At 66.4% G+C, this 22,998-nt stretch carries 15 protein-coding genes and 1 tRNA gene; 7 read left to right on the forward strand and 9 right to left on the reverse strand.

All coding sequences use genetic code 11. From position 1 onward, the window contains the following. Positions 1-60 precede the first annotated feature (60 nt). Together AC3EDY_RS05600 and AC3EDY_RS05605 are read right to left on the reverse strand one after the other, a co-directional pair. On the reverse strand, positions 61-1,815 hold the full coding sequence (locus tag AC3EDY_RS05600; RefSeq protein WP_488571563.1) for an amidohydrolase: 1,755 nt from the start codon (positions 1,813-1,815) through the stop codon (positions 61-63). Continuing rightward, complete coding sequence (locus tag AC3EDY_RS05605) at positions 1,815-2,717, reverse strand: NAD(P)-dependent oxidoreductase (protein WP_488571483.1); 903 nt, start codon at positions 2,715-2,717, stop codon at positions 1,815-1,817. The genes AC3EDY_RS05600 and AC3EDY_RS05605 overlap by 1 nt, the downstream gene beginning before the upstream one ends. 110 nt (positions 2,718-2,827) lie before the next feature. Between AC3EDY_RS05605 and AC3EDY_RS05610 the strand changes: the two genes are divergently transcribed. From AC3EDY_RS05610 to AC3EDY_RS05625, 4 genes are all read left to right on the forward strand, one after another. Further along, positions 2,828-4,081: a threonine ammonia-lyase gene (locus AC3EDY_RS05610; protein WP_488571484.1), complete on the forward strand. Its 1,254-nt coding sequence runs from the start codon at positions 2,828-2,830 to the stop codon at positions 4,079-4,081. Between the two features lie 208 nt (positions 4,082-4,289). After that, positions 4,290-5,147 (forward strand): arginyltransferase, encoded by an 858-nt coding sequence (locus AC3EDY_RS05615; protein WP_488571485.1) that lies wholly within the window; start codon positions 4,290-4,292, stop codon positions 5,145-5,147. A 94-nt stretch (positions 5,148-5,241) separates the two neighbouring features. Further along, positions 5,242-7,449, forward strand: a complete 2,208-nt coding sequence (locus AC3EDY_RS05620) for an autotransporter assembly complex protein TamA (protein WP_488571486.1) — start codon at positions 5,242-5,244, stop codon at positions 7,447-7,449. Between the two features lie 119 nt (positions 7,450-7,568). Next, positions 7,569-11,669, forward strand: a complete 4,101-nt coding sequence (locus tag AC3EDY_RS05625; protein ID WP_488571487.1) for a translocation/assembly module TamB domain-containing protein — start codon at positions 7,569-7,571, stop codon at positions 11,667-11,669. A gap of 148 nt (positions 11,670-11,817) precedes the next feature. Here the strand turns inward: AC3EDY_RS05625 and AC3EDY_RS05630 are convergent. Both AC3EDY_RS05630 and yghU read right to left on the reverse strand, forming a co-directional pair. Next, positions 11,818-11,892, reverse strand: a tRNA-Gln gene (locus AC3EDY_RS05630). A gap of 119 nt (positions 11,893-12,011) precedes the next feature. Next, the gene (gene yghU / locus AC3EDY_RS05635; RefSeq protein WP_488571488.1) at positions 12,012-12,869 is read right to left on the reverse strand and encodes a glutathione-dependent disulfide-bond oxidoreductase; all 858 of its coding nucleotides are present in this window, start codon (positions 12,867-12,869) and stop codon (positions 12,012-12,014) included. A 106-nt stretch (positions 12,870-12,975) separates the two neighbouring features. On the opposite strand from yghU, the gene AC3EDY_RS05640 reads away from it, so the two are divergent. Further along, a complete protein-coding gene (locus tag AC3EDY_RS05640; RefSeq protein WP_488571489.1) occupies positions 12,976-13,980 on the forward strand; it encodes a DNA topoisomerase IB in 1,005 nt (334 codons plus the stop codon). Here the strand turns inward: AC3EDY_RS05640 and AC3EDY_RS05645 are convergent. Continuing rightward, on the reverse strand, positions 13,977-14,654 hold the full coding sequence (locus AC3EDY_RS05645; RefSeq protein WP_488571490.1) for an HAD-IA family hydrolase: 678 nt from the start codon (positions 14,652-14,654) through the stop codon (positions 13,977-13,979). The two genes, AC3EDY_RS05640 and AC3EDY_RS05645, sit on opposite strands and share 4 nt — an antisense overlap. A gap of 62 nt (positions 14,655-14,716) precedes the next feature. Here AC3EDY_RS05645 and glmU point away from each other — a divergent pair, with 62 nt between their 5' ends. Together glmU and glmS are read left to right on the forward strand one after the other, a co-directional pair. Beyond that, a complete protein-coding gene (glmU, locus tag AC3EDY_RS05650) occupies positions 14,717-16,111 on the forward strand; it encodes a bifunctional UDP-N-acetylglucosamine diphosphorylase/glucosamine-1-phosphate N-acetyltransferase GlmU (protein WP_488571491.1) in 1,395 nt (464 codons plus the stop codon). Between the two features lie 171 nt (positions 16,112-16,282). Beyond that, on the forward strand, positions 16,283-18,106 hold the full coding sequence (glmS, locus tag AC3EDY_RS05655; RefSeq protein ID WP_488571492.1) for a glutamine--fructose-6-phosphate transaminase (isomerizing): 1,824 nt from the start codon (positions 16,283-16,285) through the stop codon (positions 18,104-18,106). A gap of 66 nt (positions 18,107-18,172) precedes the next feature. Here the strand turns inward: glmS and purQ are convergent, their stop codons facing one another. The 4 genes from purQ to purC form a co-directional block, all read right to left on the reverse strand. Then, positions 18,173-18,853 (reverse strand): phosphoribosylformylglycinamidine synthase subunit PurQ, encoded by a 681-nt coding sequence (gene purQ / locus AC3EDY_RS05660; RefSeq protein WP_488571493.1) that lies wholly within the window; start codon positions 18,851-18,853, stop codon positions 18,173-18,175. Beyond that, positions 18,853-19,089 carry a phosphoribosylformylglycinamidine synthase subunit PurS gene (gene purS / locus AC3EDY_RS05665; protein ID WP_488571494.1) on the reverse strand — a complete coding sequence of 79 codons (237 nt, stop codon included), beginning with the start codon at positions 19,087-19,089 and terminating at the stop codon, positions 18,853-18,855. Before purS ends, purQ begins: the two co-directional genes overlap by 1 nt. A gap of 114 nt (positions 19,090-19,203) precedes the next feature. Further along, entirely contained in the window at positions 19,204-22,128 is a 2,925-nt protein-coding gene (locus AC3EDY_RS05670; protein WP_488571495.1) for a M16 family metallopeptidase, read from the reverse strand. Between the two features lie 23 nt (positions 22,129-22,151). Beyond that, the gene (gene purC / locus AC3EDY_RS05675; protein ID WP_488571496.1) at positions 22,152-22,934 is read right to left on the reverse strand and encodes a phosphoribosylaminoimidazolesuccinocarboxamide synthase; all 783 of its coding nucleotides are present in this window, start codon (positions 22,932-22,934) and stop codon (positions 22,152-22,154) included. Positions 22,935-22,998: the final 64 nt, after the last annotated feature.

The raw sequence follows: 22,998 nt of genomic DNA on the forward strand, positions 1-22,998 counted from the left end.
CAACGCGACGCCGGACGAGGGGAGATCCGACGCCTTATCGCGCTGCTCCCGTAACGGCCTTCAGCGCTTTTTGTTTCCGTCTTCGCCCGGCCTGGCCTCCGCCGGGGCGGTCTCATCCGGAGCGGCCCAGACTTTGCCGCCGCCGATCCAGGTCTGCCGCACTTTGGTGCGCCGGATGGCATCGGCCGATGCTGTCAGCGGATCGGTATCGACCAGGATGAAATCGGCCCGCAGCCCCGGCGCGAGCCGGCCAAAACGGCTTTCGGCAAAGCCGGCATAGGCGCCGCCCGTGGTATAGGCGGCCAGCGCCTGAACCGGGGTCACCGCTTCCTGCGGCTGCCAGCCGCCGGCTGGTTGACCATCAGGGCCCTGGCGGCTGATCGCCGCGGCAATTCCTGCAAAGGGGTCGGGCACTTCGACCGGGGCGTCCGATCCGAACGCCAGCCGGGCCCCGGCCTTGGCCATTGCCTGCCAGGCATAGGCGCCCGTCAGTCGCCGCGGCCCCAAGCGGGCTTCCGCCATCAGACGGTCCGACGTTTCGTGCACCGGCTGCATCGAGGCGATAATCCCGTTCCGGCCGAAGCGGGGGATATCTGCGGGGTCGACGATCTGGGCATGTTCCACGCGCCAGCGCCGGTCGCCCTTGTATGTGGCGGAAAGATCGCCGATCGAGCCGACCACGACGGCGTTGGCTGCATCGCCGATGGCATGGACCGCGACCTGGAAATCGTCCATCGCCGCCCGGCTCATCATGTTGCCCAGTTGGGTATCGGTCATGCGCGGCAGACCGCGCGTGCCCGGCGCATCGGCATAGGGCGCCTTGAGCCAGGCCCCCCGCGACCCCAGCGCGCCATCCATGAACAGCTTCACTCCGCCCAGGCGCAACCGGTCGGCATAGAGCCATGGCGTCGGTCCGCCGCCGGCAATCAATACCATCTGGTCGATACCCAGGGCATAGGCCATGATCCGTACATAAAGCCGGTTGGCGTCGCCCGCGCGGCGAAAGGCCTGCCAATCCTCGATCGTGGTGCCCATGTCGGCAACGGCGGTCACGCCGCGCTGGAACAGTAGCGCCTGCGCCTTGGCCAGCGCCGCATCGCGATCGGCCGGGCGCGGCGCGGGCAGGTGAGGCGTCAGCAGGCCCCTTGCCGCATCGACCAGCACCCCGGCGGGCGTACCATCGGGCCTGCGATCGATCGCACCGCCTTCGGGCGCCTTGGTCGCAGCCGTGATCCCTGCGACTTTCAGCGCCGCGCTGTTGGCCCAGCCGGCGTGGCCGTCTACCCGGTCCAGCCACACCGGCCTGTCGCCAACCACCGAGTCCAGTTCCGCCGCGGTGGGATAGCGGCTTTGCCCGGCGCTGTCTTTCAGGCCCCATTGCTCCTGGTTCCAGCCGCCTCCGGTGATCCAACTGCGATCGGGATGTTCTGCCGCATAGGCGCGGATCGCGTTCAGCGCCTCGGGCAGGGAACGCGTGCCCGAGAGGTCGAGCGTGAGCGCCGCCAGCCCCAGGTCCATCACGTGCACATGAGCATCGATCAGCCCGGGCAGGATCACCTGGCCCTGACCGTCGACATGATAGCCAAAGCCTTTCCTGGGCAGCCGGTCGCCGGGGTGGAACACCTGGCGGATCACCCCCGACTGGTCGAACAGCAGGCCGATCACTTTTTCCACCTGGCCATCGGCGCCGATGGTTTCACCCTGGACATTGTCCACCAGCGTATCCGTGGACGGCGCGCGCGCGGCCCTGGCGGTAAGCGGCAGGAAAGCACTTCCGGCGACGAGGGCGGCAATCGCTGCCAGCCGCAAGCGCATCATGCCGGCTTCTGCCCGCGCAGGGGCAGGCGGCGGATCAGCGCGCTGGTATCCTGCCGGCCGCCGCCCAGTGCCTGTACATCGGCATAGAACTGGTCGATCAATGCCGTCGTCGGTACGCTGGCACCCAGGCCGCGCGCTTCCTCGATCGCCAGGCCCAGATCCTTGCGCATCCAGTCGACAGCAAAGCCGAAGTCGAAGGAATCGGCAGCCATCGTGTCCCAGCGGTTGTCCATCTGCCAGGATTGGGCCGCACCGCCCGAAATCGCCTCGAACACCTTGGCCAGATCGAGGTGTGCGGCCTGGGCAAAGCGCATGGCTTCGGAAAGGCCGGCGATCGTGGCGGCCAGGCACATCTGGTTGACCATCTTGGTCGTCTGTCCGGCGCCCGATTTGCCGACATGGACCACGCGCTTGGCATAGGCGGAAAGGACGGGCCTCGCCGCGGCGATGGCCTTGTCACTGCCCCCGCACATGATCGAAAGCGTGCCGCTTTCCGCGCCCGATTGCCCGCCTGTGACCGGCGCATCGACGCACAGGATTTCCTTGTCGCGCCCTTCCACCGCGATCTGGCGCGCAATGCGGGCCGAGACCGTGGTGTGGTCGATCAGCACCGCGCCCGAGCGCAGGGTGGCAAAGGCGCCCTGGGGGCTGAGCACGACATCGGCCAGATCATCGTCGTTGCCGACGCAGGTGATCACCGCATCCGCACCTTCCGCCGCTTCGGCCGGGCTCGCCGCCACGCGCGGGGCCAGGCCGGGATTGGCGGCAAGCCAGGCATCGCGCCGGGCATGGCTGCGGTTGAAGATGGTCAGGCGATGGCCGGCCTGACCGAGATGGCGCGCGATCGGCCCGCCCATCGTGCCAAGGCCGATGCATGCGATGGAAAGTGGTTCGCTCATGATGGGTTGTTTAGCCGGTTTGCGCAGTGGCGCCAGCCCTCCTTTGGGATAGCTCGCGCGTGCCGGAAACGGTTTCTTTGCCGGTGCCTTTGCTTTAGGGGGAGGCCGCTATGAAAAACCTCGTCCACCCGCTCGCCCAGCAGCAGGCCCATGCCCAGCTGTCCCTTGCCGACGTTCACGCGGCGGCCGGGCGAATTATGGGCAAGGTGGTACGCACCCAGACATTGTACAGCCAGACGTTGAGCCGGATCACCGGCGCCGACATCTATCTCAAGTTCGAAAATCTTCAGTTCACCGCCGCCTACAAGGAGCGCGGCGCGCTCAATGCCCTTCTGCTTCTGCCCGAGGAACAGCGCGCGCGCGGGGTCATCGCCGCTTCTGCTGGCAATCATGCCCAGGGTTTGTCTTATCACGGCACGCGGCTTGGCGTTCCGGTCACGATCGTCATGCCGCGCACCACGCCGGCGGTGAAGATCATGCAGACCGAAAGCGTGGGCGGCAACGTGGTGCTGGAAGGCGAAACCTTCGACGAAGCCTATGCCCATGCCCGCGCGCTCGAGGCAGAGCGCGGGCTGACGTTCGTGCACCCGTTCGACGATCCCGCCGTTGCCGCCGGCCAGGGCACCGTGGCGCTGGAAATGCTGACCGACGTGCCGGAGATCGATATCCTGGCCGTGCCGATCGGCGGGGGCGGGCTGCTGACGGGCATGGGCACGGCGGCGCGTGCCATGAAGCCGGGCATCGGCCTGATCGGCGTCCAGGCGCAGTTGTTTCCCTCGATGTATGACAAGCTCAAGCACCAGAGCCTGCCATGCGGTGGCGATACCCTGGCCGAAGGCATCGCGGTGAAAGAGCCGGGCGCGTTCACCTCGGCCATGCTGGCAACGCTGGTGGACGATATCGTGCTGGTTGACGAAGCCGCACTCGAAGCGGCCGTCGCCTTGCTCCTTCAGATCGAAAAGACCGTGGTCGAAGGCGCCGGCGCCGCGGGCCTCGCCGCCGTTCTCGCCAACCGCCGGATGTTCGAAGGACGCAAGGTGGGCATCGTGCTGACCGGCGGCAATATCGACACGCGCCTTCTGGCCAACGTGCTGCTGCGCGATCTGGCGCGTTCGGGCCGCCTTGGACGTCTGCGCATCGTGCTGCAGGATCGCCCCGGCGCGCTTTACGGAGTGGTGGAGGAATTCAACCGGCACCAGGTCAATATCCTCGAGGTATGGCACCAGCGCATTTTCACCTCGCTGCCTGCCAAGGGCCTGACTGCCGAAATCGAATGCGAGGCGCGCAACCGCGAGCAGATCGATCTTCTGGTGCGGTCGCTGCGCACCCGGGGCTATGACGTGACGCAAGTGGAGCTGGGCTGACTTTGCATTAACCCGTGCCGGGCAGGGTGTCCTGCCTTGGCACGGGCACGCAGGGCGGCAGGAAAATTTGCAGCGGAACAGCCGACAAGCCTTGTCCGCATGCCGAATTTCATGGTTAACGAACTTTAACTCATAGCCATGCGCAGGCACGGTTACGGGCAAGGCGTGCGCAGGATGGGCCGGCGCGCGACAAGGAACCGTTCTGGCCGTGACCGCGTCTGCAAGTTTCCCCCGCTTTTTCGTCACCAGCCCGGCGCCGTGCCCCTACCTGCCCGGTCGCCAGGAGCGCAAGGTGTTCACCGAGCTGAAAGGGCCTGGCGCCGACGAGCTCAACGATGCATTGAGCCGGATCGGTTTCCGGCGCAGCCAGACCGTGGCCTATCGCCCGTCGTGCACCGATTGCGCGGCCTGCGTTTCCGTGCGGGTGGTGGCGGGCCAGTTCCGGCCTTCGACCACGCAGCGCCGCGATCTGCGCCGCAACGGCGATCTTGTGGTGACGGCGTGCCGGCCCTGGGCCACGACGGAACAATTCGCGCTGTTGCGGCGTTATCTTGCCGCCCGGCATCCGGGCGGTGGCATGGCCACCATGGACGAGATGGACTTCGCGGACATGGTGGAACATACTTCGGTAAAAAGTTACGTGATCGAATACCGGGAGCCCACTGCCGATGGCAGCCAGGGTAAACTCGTGGGGGCCTGCCTGACCGATCAGCAGGGGGATGGCCTCTCGATGGTCTACAGTTTTTACGATCCACATCACGAAACGCGCGGCGGGCTTGGAAACTTCATCATTCTCGATCACATCCTCCATGCACAGAGGATCGGCCTGCCCTATGTCTACCTCGGCTACTGGGTCGAGGGGTCGGCACGCATGCAGTACAAAGTCCGCTATCGCCCGCTGGAACGGCTGGGCCGCGATGGCTGGCATGCTTTCGAACCCGACGATCAGGCCGTGGCTATCGACCGGCTTGCCGCGAACCGCAGCGACAGCGCCTTGCCGGCCAAGCCCGAACTCATGTCGCAGCCGGTGGGCTCGGGGCCGGCGCAAGGTTTTCCGCCGCTCTGAAATTCTGTCCGGTTCATGCCTGTCGGGTTCACGTCTTTCAGGTTCATGTCTGGCCGGTTCTCATCTGGCGCGGGGGCTGGCGGCGCTCGGCCTCGTGCTGGGACCGCTGCCGGCGCTGGGCCAGTCACGCACCGCCGATCCCGCGCTGGAAGCGCTGATCCCGGATTCCGCGATCGACGATCCCCGGGCATGGGCCCGCGATACCGATGCGGCCCGCACGCCGAAGCCCGACGTATCCACCCTCATCAGCCCTGATCCGACGCCGCCCTTGCCGGCGCTGCCGGGCATCACGCTCAATTGGCCCGATCAGGCCGATCTGCCCGCGATCCAGCCGCTGACTCCCGATCCCGACATTGCCGATGCCCAGGAACAGGCAAGAGCGGCGGGTACGGCCCTGGAAACCGATGATTCCGCGCAGGGCGTGCGCATTGCCAACGCCACGCTGGTCCGGGTGGGCGACAAGCTCGTCCTCGCTTTTGCGGCCGACATCGCCATGCCTGATCGCGATGCCATCGTGGCCCGCTTCAAGGGGCTTTCGGCGCTGGCCACGCTCAAGGACGATGAAGACAATCTGGCGCAGTTGACCCGCCGCGCGAAAAGCGATGCCGATCTGCTGCAACAGGTCCTGCGCGTCTATGGCTATTACGATCCCGACGTCGTCCAGACGATCGAGCGCCCGACACCGCCGGCGGCGCCTGCCGGGCCGGGGCCGGGCGGGGCAACGACGGGTTCGCAGGCACCAGCCGCGCCACCCGCAACGGCCGAGACGGCGCGGGCCCGGCGCGTGGCCGATCTTGCCAGAACGGTGGTTCGCTTCGACATCCAGCCCGGCCCGCAATACCGCTTCGCCAAGATCGCGCTGGGCGATGTGCCGGCGGCCAGCGATGCTGCCGATTTGCGCGCCTCGTTCCGCCTGAAAGAGGGCGATCCGATCAATACCGACAAGATCCTTGCCGAACGGGACAGTCTCGGCAAGGAACTGGGCGAGCGCGGTTATGCCTTTGCCAAGCTGGGCGAGCCGGGACTGGTCATAGATCACGAGCCGCGTACCGGCGATCTGGATCTGCCGGTCAGCACCGGCGGCAAGTATCGCTTCGGCCACGTCAACAGCGGTCTCCCTGCCTATCTCAGTTCGCGCCATCTCGGGCGGATCGCCCGTTTCCGCCCCGGGGATATGTACCAGCGCAGCGACATGGACGATCTGCGCCAGGGCATTCTCGCAACCGGTCTCGTTTCGACAGCCACGGTCAAAGCGCGCGAGGTGGCCCCGCCCGCCGATGGCCGGCCCGGCATCGTGGACGTGGATGTCGATCTCACCAAGGCACCGCAGCGCACGTTGGCGGGGCTGATCGGCTATTCCAGTGGCGAAGGCGCGCGCCTGGCGGGCAGTTGGGAACACCGCAACTTCTTCCCGCCCGAGGGGATGATCCGGGTGCGCGGCGTGCTGGGCACGCAGGAACAGCTTGCCGGCTTTACGTTCCGCCGCAACAATTTCCGCGAGCGGGACCAGGTGCTCACCGCCGATCTTTACGCCCAGACGATTCAGGTTCGCGCCTATAGCGCCAACACGCTTTCCGCCACAGCCAGCCTGGAAAAGCAGTCCACCCTGATATTCCAGAAGCCCTGGACTTATTCGTTCGGCTTCGAACTGATCGGAACGCAGGAAACGACCAGCACGACGCCGCGCACCACCTATTTCATTGCCGCGCTGCCGCTGCGCGGGGCTTACGATGGCAGCGACAGCCTGCTCGACCCGACGAAAGGCTGGCGGCTTTCGCTGCGGGTGTCTCCGGAAATCTCCACGACCGACGGCACCAAATCCAGCTATGTGCGGGCACAGCTCGATGGCAGCATCTATCAGCGGGTGAGCAGCAACGTGGTGCTTGCCGCTCGAACGCGCCTTGGCACCATTGCCGGCACGGCACTGCAGAACATCGCGCCTTCGCGGCGCCTCTATGCCGGGGGCGGCGCGTCGATCCGCGGTTATGCGTTCCAGCGGGTGGGGCCGCTCGATGCGGCCGGAGAGCCCACGGGCGGCCGCGCCCTGACCGAGTTTTCGCTGGAAGCGCGGATCAAGACGGGGCTGTTCGGCGGCGCCGTGGGCCTGGTGCCGTTCGTCGACGCCGGCACGATCGGCCCGCGCGTAACCCCGACGCTCAGCGGCCTGCGCCTGGGGGCAGGGCTGGGGCTGCGCTATCAGACCAACTTCGGCCCGATCCGCGTCGATGTGGGCCTGCCGCTCAATCCGCGCCAGGGTGACAAGAGCGTGGGTGTCTACATCGCGCTGGGGCAGGCTTTCTGATGGCGCAGGATCCGCACGACAATTTGCCTGCGCCGGCAGGGACGCCGACCGGTGACGCAGGTGGCGGCCAGCCCCGGGCTCAGCCCGGATTAGCCGCGCGCTGGGCACGGCGGCTGGCAATGGCCGTGCTGCTGATCGCGGCCGGGCTGGGCGCGCTGTTCCTTATTCTCGATTCGGCGATCGGCCACCGCTTCGTCGTCGACCGGATCGCCCAGGTGACGCCCGGATCCGGCCTGCGGGTCAGGATCGGGCGGATCGATGGTTCGCTGTTTGGCGCTTCGACCCTGCGCGACGTGGTGCTGAGCGATCCGCAGGGCCGGTTCATGACGATACCGGAAGTGGAACTGGACTGGCGGCCGCTCTCGTGGCTGAACAGCGGCCTCGACATCCGCACGCTCGTGCTCCATCGCGGCACCTTGTGGTGCACGCCGAAAACGAACCCCGGCGATCCCAATGCGCCGATCCTGCCCGATTTCAACATCCGCATCGATCGTTTCGCGCTGGACGACCTGACGGTTGCCAAAGGCATCGTGGGTGACCGGCGGCGCATCGACGTGCAGGCCCGCGCCGATATACGCGATGGCCGCGCGCTGGTGGACATCACCGGCAGGCTGGGCGGGCGGGACCGGCTGGTCGTGCATCTCGACAGCGAGCCTGACCGCGATCGTTTCGAGTTGGGCGGCATTTACGATGCACCGCGCGATGGCCTGCTCGCCGGCCTGTCGGGCGTGCGTCGCGACGTGCACCTGCGCGTTGCGGGACGCGGGCGCTTTGCCGATTGGCACGGTTTTGCCTGGGCGCAGCAGAACGGCAAGACCATGGCCGCGTTCCTGCTCGACAATCGCGGTGGCGCCTATCGCCTGGCGGGCCAGGTCTTTCCCGCCGATCTCGTCAAGGGCATGCCGGCGGCCGCGGCGGGCGACAAGGTTTCGCTGGTCTATCAGGGCACCTTTGCGCAAAGCCAGGCGCAAGGCACGGCTTTTGCGGTGACCCCGACCATGCGGGCAATGGCGCAGGGTGGGCTTGACCTTGCCCGCAACCGGGCAGAAGCGATCGCGATCAAGGCGCAAGTGCTGCGCCCCGACAGGATCCTGCCCAATCCCCGGATGGAAGGCGTGGCGCTTAGGGGCACGCTCGACGGGTCTTTTTCCGATCTTTCCTTTCAGCACGAACTGACGATCAGCAGCCTGCGTTCGGGGGCTATGTCCGCACAAGGACTGCGCAGCGCCGGCGTGGCGCGGTGGGACGGCAAAGCGCTCGTCCTGCCGCTCGATGTCACGGCGCGGGCGCTGCGCAGCGGCCAGGCCATGGTCGATCCGCATTTGCCCGGCGCGCGGCTGCAGGGCAGCCTGGTGCTGCGCGGCAACGCCCTTTCGGCCGATCCGCTGGCACTGCGCCTCAAGGGGCTTGATGCCCGGCTGACGCTGCGCGGCGATATTGCCCGGGGCGGCTACGCCCTGGCCGGGCCGATCGTGGCGCGCGGTTTTGCCGTGCCCGATGTCGGCACGCTGGACGGCACCGCCAAAGTGCTGATCAAGGTGGGGGATCGTCTGCCCTGGTCGATCCAGGCAAATGCCGCCGGGCGGGTTTCGCGGCTGCGCAATGCCACGCTGGCCAATCTTGCCGGCGGCGACGTGCGCTTCCGCGGCAGCGCGAGCATGGGCGGCGCCATTCCGCTTACTCTGCGGCAGGTATCGGTCAACGCACCCAAGCTTACGCTGACGATAGATGGCCAGTTGCGCCAGGATGGCACCGGCAGCGTGGTGGGGCAGGGGCGCTCGGCCGATTATGGCGCTTTCACGGTAGATGCGCGCATGGCCAGCGACGGGCCGCATGCCCAGCTCGTCTTTGCCAACCCCTTGCCGGCGGCAGGCCTCAAGGACGTGCGCGTGGGCATTGATCCCATTCGCGATGGCCTGGGGATAACCGCACAGGGCCAGTCCCGGTTGGGGCCGTTCAACGGTTCGCTGGGCCTGTTTTCGCCCAAGGGAGGTCCTACGCGCCTGCAGATCCAGTTCCTGCGCGTGTGGCAGACCGACATCACCGGCGGTGTCACCCTGGGCCAGGGCGGCGTCACCGGCGACCTCGCGCTCCGGGGCGGAGGGCTGGACGGCACGATCCACCTGGCGCCGCAGGACGGTGGGCAGACAGTCAAGGCGTTGCTGCTGGCGCGCAACGCACGCTTTGGCGGCGATACGCTGTTGGCGATCGGCAGTGCCAGGGTCGCGGTCGATGGCCTGTTCGCCCAGGGCAACAGCACGCTGACGGCCGAGGTTTCGGCCCAGGGCATTTCAGCCGGCAAGGTCTTCATCGGGCGGCTGGCCGCCAGCGCGGCGCTGGTCAACGGATCGGGCAGCGTTACCGCCTCGATCGCCGGGCGGCGCGGCACGCAATTCGCTTTGCAGGGCACCGCGGCGTTCGAGCCGAACAGGATCGTGGCCTATGTAGCCGGCAATTATGCCGGCCGTGCGGTGGACATGCCGCGCCGCATGGTGATGGAGCGCGACGGCGAAGGGTGGACGCTGGCGCCCACGCAAATCACGTTCGGACGCGGTATCGTGATTGCCGAAGGGCATATCCTCGGCGGGCCGACCCGGATCGATCTCAAGGTCGCGCGCATGCCGCTATCAGTGCTCGATATCGCGGTGGCCGACCTTGGGCTTGGCGGTATCGCTTCGGGCCTGATCGACTATACCGACGACGGCACGGGTGCGCCGCAAAGCCATGTCGCACTGCAGGTTCGCAATTTCTCGCGCTCGGGCCTGGTGCTCACGTCGCACCCGGTCGATCTCTATCTGGTGGGCCAGCTCGATGCCCAGGCGTTGCAGATGCGGGCCGTGGTCAAGGATCAGGGCGCAGTGCGCGGCCGGCTCCAGGCGGCGATTTCCAGCCTGCCCCGGGGCGGCACTTTGCCCGAGCGGCTGCGCGGCGGACGGCTCAATGCACAAGTACGCTACAGCGGTCCGTCCGAAGCCCTGTGGCGCCTTGCCGCGATCGACGCGTTCGATTTCACCGGTCCCTTGGGCGCCGTTGCCAATATCGGCGGCACGGTCGATGCACCGGTGCTCAGCGGCGCGCTTGCCGGAAAAGGCATGCGCTTGCGCTCTTCGCTGGTCGGGGCCGACATCCAGAACGTGACAGCAACCGGCAGTTTCGATGCATCGCGGCTGTCGCTTCAGCAATTCACCGGCACGACCGGCAATGGCGGCCGGGTGGAAGGCAGCGGCACGATCGATCTTTCGGCCGTTGCCACCAAGGGCGTGGGGATCGATTTGCGCCTGGCAGCCAGCAATGCCCAGTTGATCCGGCGTGACGACATGTCGGCTACGGTAACCGGGCCACTGCGCGTGATCAGCAGCGGCAACGGCGGCATCATCGCCGGGCGCGTCCGCATCGACCAGGCAAGCTGGGCGCTGGGCAAGGCCAGCGCCGCGGCAGACCTGCCGACGATCAAGACCCGCGAAGTCAACGCGCCGGCCGATGCAGCCCCCACCAAGGCCCCATCGGCCCCCTGGCAATTCATGATCGATGCGGTGGCGGCCAATCGCGTGGCGGTACGCGGCATGGGGCTGGACAGCGAATGGGGCGCCGATATCCGCCTGCGCGGCACCACTGCCGCTCCCGAAATCGTCGGCACGGCCGAAGTGATCCGCGGCAGCTACGAATTCGCCGGCAAGCGATTCGATCTGTCGCGCGGCCGCATCCGCTTTACCGGATCGACGCCGATCGATCCGCAGCTCGATATCGTCGCAACCGGCGATGCCAACGGCGTCAATGCCACGATCACGATTTCGGGTACGGCGGCGCACACCTCCATCGCGTTCAGTTCCACCCCGGCCCTGCCCGAAGAGGAACTGCTCAGCCGCCTGCTGTTCGGCACGTCGATCACGCAGATTTCCGCGCCCGAAGCGGTGCAGCTCGCGTCCGCCCTGGCCTCGTTGCGCGGCGGCGGCGGGGGCGATCCGATCAACAAGGTGCGCAACGCCATCGGGCTCGATCGCCTGCGCATTGTCGGCGCCGATGCGGCCACCGGGCGCAGCACGTCGATCGCGGTGGGCAAGTATCTCGGGCGCCGGTTCTATCTGGAACTGGTGACCGACGGGCGCGGCTATAACGCGACCTCGATCGAATTCCGCATCACCCGCTGGCTTGCCTTGCTGGGCACGATCTCGACCATCGGCGACGAGCAGGTGAGCATAAGCGCCAGCAAGGATTACTGAACCGGCCCCGATCGGTGTGGCTTATGAGCAAAAGAAGCTGGCTGGGGCGGCAGGATTCGAACCTGCGCCACCTGGCGGCGCGGACAGCGAAGCTGGCTGGGGCGGCAGGATTCGAACCTGCGCCACCTGGCGGCGCGGACAGCGAAGCTGGCTGGGGCGGCAGGATTCGAACCTGCGAATGCCGGTACCAAAAACCGGTGCCTTACCACTTGGCGACGCCCCAGCAGAGCGCGCGCTTATAGCGGGCGTGCGGTGAATGGGAAGAGGGTAGCAGGGAATAAAACGCGTGCGTTCCACCCCCTCTCCAGCCGTGCGGAAAAGGAGATGGAAACGCGTGCTCGCTCAGCCGATGGCTTTCAGCTTTTCCGGCGGCAGCGTGGCGAAATCGGCTGCGCTGTGGCGTTCGGCGAGGCCATTGGGGCTGTTGACCAGGCGGCCGCGCACTGTGCCGGGGCGCTGGTCGATCTCGCCCACCCAGCGGCCGACGTTCTCGTATTCGTGGGTGGAAAGGAACGTGGCGGCTTCGCCGTAGGCCTGCCCCCGATAGAGATTGCCCAGCCAGGGATAGGTGGCCATATCGGCGATCGTGTAGTCGTCGCCTGCCAGAAACCGGCTTTCCGCCAGCCGACGGTTGGCCACGTCGAACAGGCGCTTGGTTTCCATGGCATAGCGATCGATGGCATAGGCGATCTTGACCGGCGCATACTGATAGAAATGGCCAAAGCCTCCGCCGATGAAAGGCGCCGAACCGACCTGCCAGAACAACCAGGAAAGGCACTCCGCCCGCGCTGCGCCGCTCGTGGGCAGGAACATGCCGAACTTTTCGGCCAGATGCACAAGGATCGCGCCGGATTCGAAAATCCGGATCGACTCCGGCCCGCTGCGATCGACCAGCGCGGGAATCTTGGAATTGGGGTTGATGTCCACGAACCCGGACGAAAACTGCTCGCCATCCATGATCTTGATCAGCCAGGCGTCGTATTCGGCTTCGCGCACCCCGGCTTCCAGCAGCTCTTCCAGCAGGATCGTGGCTTTCTGGCCGTTGGGCGTGCCGAGCGAATAGAGCTGGAACGGATGATCGCCCACCGGCAGATCCTTGTCGTGCGTGGCGCCGGCGATCGGGCGGTTGACGCCGGCGAAGGCACCCCCGTTGCCCGTGTTCCAGGTCCAGACTTTGGGCGGGATATATTCTTCGGACATGGTCGATCCTTCCACAACAGTTTCGTTAAGCCACCTATTGTTCGGCCAGCGCTGGCGGAACTGCAAGACATGTTGTGGCGTTGGCGTGAAGGGAAAGGTCTGGCCCATGATAGAAAAAAACGGTTTGCCGGAAACGGGCGGGGCCGAGCTGGTCTATGTCGATGACGGTGTCCCGGGCATTACCCGTCGGCGCGCCGGGCGGGGCTGGTGCTATCGCGACCACGCCGGAAACCGCATTGTCGATCGTGCCGAGATCGACCGGCTCAACGCGATCGCCTTGCCGCCGGCCTATCGCGAGGCGTGGTTCTGTCCGCAGCCGCACGGCCATATCCTGGCAACGGGCATCGATGCGCGCGGGCGCAAGCAATATCGCTATCACCCCGATTTCCGGGCCGCGCGCGAAGCGGAAAAGTTCGAAGGGTGCGCCGCGTTCGGCGCCTTGCTGCCCAAGGTGCGCGCGCGGGTGGAAGCCGCACTCGGCGCCCGCACGCTCAGTCAAGAGCGCTGCATCGCCTGCGTGGTGCGGTTGCTCGATACCGGGGCGATCCGGGTGGGGAACGAAGCCTATGCCCGGGCCAATGCCAGTTTCGGCGCCACCACGCTGCGCATGTCGCATGCCGACTTGAAAGGCCAGAGCCTGCGCCTGCGCTTTCGCGCCAAGTCGGGCATAGAGCGCGACATGCGCCTGACAGATCGCGCGCTGGCCCGTTTCGTACGGCGGATGCAGGATCTGCCGGGACAGCATCTGTTCCAGTATCTGGACGAACACGGCGCGCCCTGTCCGGTGGGATCGGCCGATGTCAACGCCTGGCTGCGCGCGGTGACCGGCGCCCCGTTCACAGCCAAGCATTTCCGTACCTGGCATGCCAGCGCCCTGGCCTTTGGCGCCCTGGCCCATGCCGAACAGAATATGTCGATAAAGGCGCTGCTGGCGCTGGTATCCGAACGGCTGGGCAACACGCCCACGATCGCGCGCAAAAGCTATATCCACCCCGCCGTGCTGGCGCTGGTGCCCGACCAGACGCAATGGCGTGCCGCGCTCAGGCTGCCCCGCGCCACCCGCTGGCTGAGCCGGGAAGAGCGCGGCCTGCTGGCCCTGCTGGGCGGCTAGCGATCGGCCAGTTGCATCAGCGCCGGCACCAGGGCGTCGAAATGGTCGATCACGGCGTCGGCGCCCAGTTCCGCCGCCGGACGATCGTTGAAGCCGAAACTGACGGCCACCACCGGGATGCCCGCCGCACGTGCCGCGCCCACGTCGAACGTGGTATCGCCCACGAATGCCGCGCGGCCGCCGCCGCAACGCGCCACCATGGCGTGCAGCATGGCGGGTGCGGGCTTGGCCGTGCCCGACCCCAGCGTATCACCGCCGATGATCGCGACAAAGCGATGCGACAGACCCAGCGCGTCGAGCAGCTGGCGGGCGAACTGTTCGCGTTTGTTGGTCGCCACGGCGAGTTTCACCCCGTGTGCGGCAAGCAGGTCGAGCATGGCGGCGCCGCCGGGATAAAGGCACGAATGCACGGCAATCGCCTGGCTGTAATGATGGAAGAACATGTCCTGCAGCGGCGGGAACGCGGCTTCGTCGATCCCGCCCGATTCGGCCAGCGCCGTCCGCAGCATCTGCCCCGATCCACCGCCGATGAACTGCCGCATCACCTCAAGCGGAAACGTGCGGCGCCCGGCCTGTGCCAGCGTGCGGTTGAGCGCGTTGCCCAGATCGGCCGCAGTGTCGCACAGCGTGCCGTCGAGATCGAAACCAACCGTGGAAAATGGAAAATCGTTCATGTGCAGGCCCCCGTGCCTACCCGTTCTGGAAACTGCAAGCATAAGCTGGCAAGGATGGCGCCATGACGACGAAAACCACGACAAAAACCACGGTAACGGAAACCGCGGCTCCTCTTGCTCTTGTCATCCTGGCGGCGGGCAAGGGCACGCGCATGAAAAGCGATCTGCATAAAGTGCTGCACCCGGTTGCCGGCCGGCCCATGCTGCTGCATCTGATGGCCAGCGCGGCCGATCTTGCCCCGGCGCGGCAGGTGGTGGTGGCCGGCCACGGGCGCGATCAATTGGCAAGAGCGCTGGGCGCGGACGTGACCATCGCCGTGCAGGAACCGCAGCTTGGCACCGGCCATGCCGTGCTGCAGGCGCAGCAGGCACTGGCCGATTTTGCCGGCGACGTGCTCATTCTCTATGGCGACGTGCCGTTCGTGCGTGCGCAGACGATGCAGGCCATGCTCGATCGGCTTCATGCGCCCGATGCGCCCGCGGTCGTGGTGCTCGGCTTCCGCCCGGCCGATGCGCTGCAATATGGCCGGGTCATTGCCCAGGGCAACCGCGTGGTAAAAATGGTGGAGCACAAGGACGCCAGCGCGGAAGAGCGGGCCTGCACTCTGTGCAATTCCGGCCTCATGGCCGTGAAAGGCAGCAACCTCTTCGCGCTTTTGGCGCAGGTGGGCAACGATAACGCCCAGGGCGAATATTATCTGACCGACATCGTCAACGTGGCCAATGCGCGAGGATTGACCTGCGCGGTCGTGGAAACCGACGATGCCGACGAAGTGGCCGGCATCAACAGCCGCGGCGAACTCGCCCAGGCCGAGGCGCGCTGGCAGGACCGCCGCCGCCAGGCCGCCATGGCCGACGGGGCGACCCTGGTGGCGCCGGAGACCGTGTGGTTTTCGCACGATACCGTGCTGGGGCGCGACGTGACTGTCGAACAGAACGTGGTGTTCGGCCCGGGCGTGACCGTGGCCGACAATGTGGTGATCCACGCGTTCTGCCATCTCGAAGGCTGCACCCTTGCCAGCGGCGTTTCGGTGGGGCCTTTCGCCCGCCTGCGCCCCGGCACCGCGCTCGAGGAGGGCAGCCGCGTGGGCAATTTCGTGGAAGTGAAAAACGCGCGTCTGGGGCAGGGGGCCAAGGCCAACCACCTCACTTACCTTGGCGATGCCGACGTGGGAGCAGGCGCCAATATCGGCGCGGGTACCATCACCTGCAATTATGACGGCTATTTCAAGTATCGCACGGTGATCGGCGAGCGGGCGTTCGTCGGCTCCAATTCCGCTCTCATCGCCCCGGTGCGGATCGGCGCGGATGCCATCGTCGCGGCCGGCAGCGCGGTCTCGCGCGACGTGTCCGACGGAGAGCTGCGCCTGGTGCGGGCCGAGCAACTGGTCAAGCCGGGCTGGGCCGACCGCTTTCACGATGCGATGAAAAAGAAAAAGGCGGAAGGAAAGAAGTAGGCGTGGTCGCGATCCGGCCGGCGCGATCCTTTCCGCAAATTCATCAACCGGTTCACCTGATGGCAAGCACGCAGCGTTAGAGGAACGGCGCGCAGACACGACAAGCGACGGGTTTCCGGCCAAGGCGCCGGTTGGGGTTTTCCATTTTCGAAGAAAGCTGGGCCAGGATTCATGTGCGGAATTATTGGAATCGTCGGCAAGGAAGAAGTGGCGGACCGCTTGGTCGACGGCCTGCGCCGCATGGAATATCGCGGCTATGACAGCGCCGGGGTGTGCATGGTCGATGGTGGCCAACTCGTGCGCCGTCGCGCCGAAGGCAAGCTCAACAACCTGGTGAGAGAACTGGCGGCCAATCCCGCGCCCGGCCTGATCGGCATTGCCCACACCCGCTGGGCCACTCACGGTGCGCCCACCACCAGCAATGCCCATCCCCATGCCACGGGCGAAGTGGCGCTGGTGCACAACGGCATCATCGAAAACTTCCGCCCCTTGCGCGAGGCGCTGATCGCGCGCGGCCGCACGTTCGAAAGCGAAACCGACACCGAAGTGGTGGCGCACCTGGTGTCCGAGCAGGTGGAGGCGGGCAAGTCTCCGGCAGAAGCGGTGCAGATCGTCCTGCCGCAATTGCGGGGGGCTTTCGCCCTTGCCATCGCGTTTCGGCAGCATCCCGATCTGTTGATCGGCGCGCGGCTGGGTTCTCCGCTGGTGGTGGGTTTCGGCAACGACGAAACCTTTCTCGGGTCCGACGCGCTGGCCCTGGCCCCGTTGACGCAGAAGGTCTCCTATCTGGAAGAAGGCGATTGGGTCATTCTGCGGCGCGATGGCGTGGAAGTGTTCGACGCCGGCAACAATCCCGTCGACCGGCCGGTGGTAACCTCGGGCGCGACGGCCGCCGCGATCGAGAAGGGCAACTATCGCCACTTCATGCAGAAGGAAATCTTCGAACAGCCGGTCGTCGTCGCGCAGACTTTGCGCTCCTATCTGCGCCGGGTGGAACAGACGGTAGCGCTGCCCCAGATCGATTTCGACCTCGCCAGCATCAACCGCGTCACGATCGTGGCTTGCGGCACCAGCTATTACGCCGGCATGGTGGCCAAGTACTGGTTCGAACAGTTCGCCCGTCTGCCGGTCGACATCGATGTGGCCAGCGAGTTTCGCTATCGCGATCCGGTTCTGGAGCCGGGCGGGCTTGCCCTGTTCATCTCGCAATCGGGCGAAACCGCCGATACGCTGGCCGCCCTGCGCCACTGCCGCGCGGCGGGGCAGACCATTGCCGTGGTGGTCAATGTCCCGACCAGTTCCATGGCGCGCGAGGCGGATCTGCTGCTGCCGACCCACGCCGGGCCGGAAATCGGCGTGGCTTCGACCAAGGCGTTCACCTGCCAGCTTGCCGTGCTCGCCGCGCTTGCCGCGCATCTGGCGGTCAAGCGCGGGCGCCTCTCGCGCGAGGACGAGGCGAACATTGTCGATCAACTGGCCGAAACGCCGGCCGCGCTCAACGCCGCGCTGGCGCATGACGAGGAAATCGCCGCCATGGCCCCGCTGATCGCCCCGGCGCGGGACGTGCTTTATCTGGGCCGCGGGCCGGATTATCCGCTGGCCCTGGAAGGCGCGCTGAAGCTCAAGGAAATCAGCTATATCCATGCAGAAGGCTATGCCTCGGGCGAAATGAAGCACGGCCCCATAGCGCTGATCGACGAAAGCGTGCCGGTCATCGTGCTGGCCCCGTCGGGCCCGCTTTTCGAAAAGACCGTGTCCAACATGCAGGAAGTGCGCGCGCGGGGCGGCAAGATCGTGCTGGTTTCCGATGCCGAAGGGCTGGCCGAAGCGGGCGAGGGCTGCCTTGCCACGATCGAGATGCCCAAAGTACACCCCCTGATCGCGCCGCTGGTCTATGCCGTGCCGGCGCAACTCCTGGCCTATCACGTGGCCGTGGCCAAAGGCACCGACGTGGACCAGCCGCGCAACCTGGCCAAGAGCGTGACGGTGGAGTGAGCGCAGGTCGGAAACGCTGTCCCGATCCCTGCTTCAACCACGAGGGATCGGGAAACGGCGTGACCGTCAAGCCGCGACGCCAAGCCCCGCCAGCACGCCTTCGAACAGCTTGCGCCCATCGCTGCCGCCCTGGGCAGCCTCGATCATGCGTTCCGGATGCGGCATCATGCCCAGCACGTTGCCCTTTTCGTTCAGCACGCCGGCGATGTCCCGCTGCGAGCCATTGACCGGCTGCGCATAGCGGAACGCTACCCGGCCGGTACTTTCCAGCCGGTCCAGCGTTTCGGCATCGGCAAAATAGTTGCCGTCGTGGTGCGCCACGGGGATCGTGATCACCTGGTTCCTGAAATAGCGCTGGGTGAACAGCGAGGCGGTGTTTTCCACTTTCAGTTGCACGTCGCGGCACACGAAACGGATGCCCGCATTGCGCATCAGCGCGCCGGGCAGCAGGCCCGCCTCGGTCAGGATCTGGAAACCGTTGCACACGCCCAGTACCGGAACGCCACGTTCCGCCGCCTCGACCACAGCCTGCATCACCGGCGAACGCGCCGCCATCGCGCCCGAACGCAGATAGTCGCCATAGGAAAAACCGCCGGGCAAAGCGATGAAATCGACGCTGTCGGGCAGGGCCGCGTCACCATGCCACACGCGGTGCACCGTACCACCGCAAACATCCTGCACCGCAACCGCCATGTCGCGGTCGCAGTTCGATCCCGGAAACGTGATGACGGCGGCGGTGAAAGGCATCAGGCGGAAACCTTTTCGATGCGGTAGTTTTCGATGACCATGTTGGCCAACAGCTTGCGGCACATCGCGTCGAGCGTTTCGTCGCTGGTGTCATCGGCCACGTCCAGTTCGAACAGACGGCCTGCCCGCACGTCGCTGACGCCGGCAAAGCCCAGCCCTTCCAGCGCGTGGTGAATGGCGCGGCCCTGCGGATCGAGCACGCCGTTTTTCAGGCTGACATGGACGCGGACCTTCATCGCCGGTGGGCCTTTCGCAAGATTGGACTGCTCGTCGGATACGGGACTCGTGCGCCTATGCCCCCGTACGGCGCGAAGGGCAACCCTTGCCCCTGACAGACGCGTCCAGCGCTTCTAGGGCGCTGCCGCGCCTTCCGGCATAACCAGGATCGTCACGGCCTTGTCCGGCTTGAGCCAGGCCCCGGCGGCCGCCTGCACGTCTGCCGCGGTCAGTGCGGCCAACCGCGCGCGGGCCGCCTGAAAACGGGCAATGCGGTCTGGCCGCGATTGCGCGGAGGCTGTCAAACTCAGCCAGCCATCGTTGCTTTTCAATGCGTTGTCCAGCCGTTCCAGCATGGGCGCGCGGGCCCGCTCGAGCACGTCGGCCTCCACCGGCCGCGCGGCCAGATCGGCCAAAGTCTGGTTGAGCGCCGCGCGCGTGGCAGCCACGTCGGCCACGTTGACCGAGGCCTGAAGCGCGAACGTGCCCCAGCCGGTCCACACCGACGACATCGCGCTCGACACGCTGGGGGAATAGGCCTTGCCCAGCTTTTCCCGCACCGTTTCGATCACTTCGATCCCCGCGACTTGTTCCACCAGTTCCATAGTCAGGGTGAGCACCGGGTCGCGATCGTCGGTCGTGGGCCATTCCATGCGCACGATCGCCTGGTTGGCCGGTCCCTGGTGGCGCACCACGTGCACGCCGGGGGCGGCGGCAAAGCCGCGCTGGCGCGCCTGCGTCCAGGCGCCGAATGCCGGCTCGCGCGGAGGCAGCGCGCCGAAAGTGCGGGCAACCGCGTCGATGGCCGCTGCTTCATCCACATCGCCCACCAGCGCAATCTCAAGCGCCCCGCGGGCCAGCCTGTCGGCCAGCGCGGATTTGAGCTGGGCAAAACCAAGCTGTTGATACGCCTGTGGCGGTTGCAGCGTGAACCGTGGGTCGTTGCCCGACAGGATGCCGCCCAGCGCGGCCTCGAGCGCCGACCCCGGCGTGGCTTTCACCCGTGCGAAATAGTTGGCCATGCCCTGGCGAAAAAGCTGTTCGGCTTCGGGGCGATAGCCGGGATCGGTGAGATAGGCCGCCATGAACTGCAGTTGCAGCAGCAGGTCCTGCCGCGTGGTGATGCCACCGGAGCTGAATCTGTCACCGTTGGCGGCAAAATTCATGCCGACGAAATGCCCGGCCAGCATGGTCTGCAACTGATCCTGACTATAACGGCCAAGGCCACCGGCCGGCAGGCTGGGGGCCATGTCGACCGCCAGGGGATTGTCGCGCGTTTCCAGCATTTCGCCACCGTCCAGCGTCATGCTGAAACGGATGCGGTCGGCTTCGAGGACCGTGCGCTTGATATTGAGCATCACCCCGTTGGCAAAGCGGACAGTGCGGATGCCGAGCGCGGGATCGGTACTGTCGGCCGCAACGGTGCCGGGTGTCCCGAAATCGGTATAGGCAAAGCTTGCCGGCGCGGCGGCACTGGCTGTTTCGAGCGGCAGGGCCATGGCCGCTTGCCAAGCCCGGCGCAAGGCCTTCGCGCCGCCGACCGGTGCTTTGCGGCCCTGAAAGCGGATCAGCGGCCGCTCCAGCGGCACGGCCTCGCGTTTCAGGGCGGCCATGACGGTTTCGGGGGTGATCGCGGGGGCCAGGGCGTTGAACCGGGCAAGGCCGCTGCTGGGCGTGGTGGGCACCTTGTCATCGTGCAACAGGGCGAGGGCCAGCCCTGTCAGCGCGGCATTGCTGCGGGTCGCTTCGCCGGCGGCGGCGTTTTCGATGCCCGCGCGCAGGTTGGCCACCTGCTCGGCCACTTCGGCCCGCGTAAAGCCCTTGGTCAGCGCTTCCCGCCAGACGCCGGCCGCCGCGGTCAATCCGCGTGCCCAGCCGCCGTCCACCGTGTCGATGACGAGATTGGTCGTGCGGCCGATCTTGAACACGTCGCTGGTGCCGAAGCCGGCGCCGCGAAACGGTGCGTCTGCCCGGCGCGACAGGCTTTGGAAACGGCGGTTGACAATGGCATAGCCGATCTGGCGCAGCAGGCCCTCGCGCCGGGTCGCGACGCTGTCGGGTTCGTTCTGCCATGGGCCGTGGCGAGACACGGAGACCCGCTCGGCAAGGGCGGGATTGATCCAGATGTCGGTCTGCCCGCGCTGGCCGGGCAGAACGTTGCCCTGGTCCGGGCGGGGCGGGGCGCCGGCCGCCTGCCAATCGCCGAAACGCGCCGCGATCCCCTGTTCGACGCGCGCGGGGTCGATGTCTCCCACCACCACCAGAGTGGTTTTTTCAGGCACATAGTGCCGCCGCCAGAAGTCTTTCAGGCTTTGCCCGGTGGCATTTTCGATCGTGGCCACGGTTCCGATCGGCAATCGCGCGGGATACGTGGCAGCGGGATAGAGAAATGCCAACTGATCCTGGAAGTTGTCCAGCGCATAGCCTTGCCGATCGCGCAATTCCGACAGCACCACGCCGCGTTCGCGGTTTACCGCCTCTTCCGAAAAGATCAGTTCGCTGGCCGTTTCGCGCATCAGCATCAGCGCGGTGTCGATCAGATCGGCGTCGTTGCGCGGCAGATCGAGCATGTAGGTGGTGTTTTCGAAGTTCGTCTGTGCATTGGTATCGGCGCCAAAGGCCAGCCCCTTGCGCTCCAGCAGGCGCACCATCTCCCCTTCGGGCACATGAGTGCTTCCGTTGAACGCCATGTGTTCGACGAAATGGGCAAACCCGCGCTGGTCCGGCCCTTCGTCGAGCGATCCCGTGGCAACGTCCAGCCGCACCTGCACCGTGCCTTTGGGCCGCGCGTTGGGCACGATGATAAAGCGCATGCCGTTGGCCAGGCGCCCGAAGCGGAAGTTGGGATCGGGTGCCAGGTCCGATCGCTGGAACACCCAGGCAGATGCCGGTGCCGCGGCCCGCGGCGGTGGCCCACGGTCCAAGCCGGCGCAGGCCGCCACCAGCAGCAGGACGGCCAGGGGCAGGGTGCGAAGCGGGCGTGGCACGGCCGGACGATAGCGGATCATCGCGGCCGGTGTGGCGGCCTTTTCCGCGCGCCGCAAGGGCTTATCGCTCAAAGCAAGCCGCCCCTGTCGGGCGTTTACTTCTTCGTGCGCAGCTTGCGGTGCGCGCCCAGGTCCAGCACTTCGCTGGGCCCGTCGTTGTCAAGCAGGCCCAGGCGGCGCGCCACTTCCTGATAGGCTTCCTCCTCGCCGCCCAGGTCGCGGCGGAACCGATCCTTGTCCAGCTTTTCGCCGGTTGTCATGTCCCACAGGCGACAACCGTCGGGGCTGATCTCGTCGGCCAGGATCACCCGGCTGTAATCCCCGTCCCAGATGCGGCCGAATTCCAGCTTGAAATCGACCAGGCGGATATTGATCGCCGCGAACATGCCCACAAGGAAATCGTTGACCCGGATCGCCATCGCGGAAATGTCCTGCATTTCCTCCTGGCTGGCCCAGCCGAAGCAGGCGATATGCTCTTCGGCCACCATCGGATCGCCCAGCGCATCGTCCTTGTAGTAATATTCGATCAGCGTGTGGGGCAGGGGCTCGCCTTCGGGAATGCCCAGCCGCTTGGAAATCGAACCGGCGGCCACATTGCGCACCACCACTTCGATCGGCACGATTTCCACCTGGCGCACCAGTTGTTCGCGCATGTTGAGGCGGCGGATGAAGTGCGTGGGGATGCCGATATGGGCAAGGCGCGTGAACACATATTCGCTGATGCGGTTGTTGATCACGCCCTTGCCGTTGATCGTCCCCCGCTTCTGCGCGTTGAACGCGGTGGCATCGTCCTTGAAATACTGGATGAGCGTGCCCGGCTCGGGGCCTTCGTAAAGGATCTTGGCCTTGCCTTCATAGATCTGGCGGCGACGCGACATGCGACTTCTTCCCGAACGGCGGGGGCGATCGGCATGCCCCCATGAAAAAACAAGAAACCCCGGC

This window comes from Novosphingobium sp. DS6-6 (assembly GCF_057784975.1).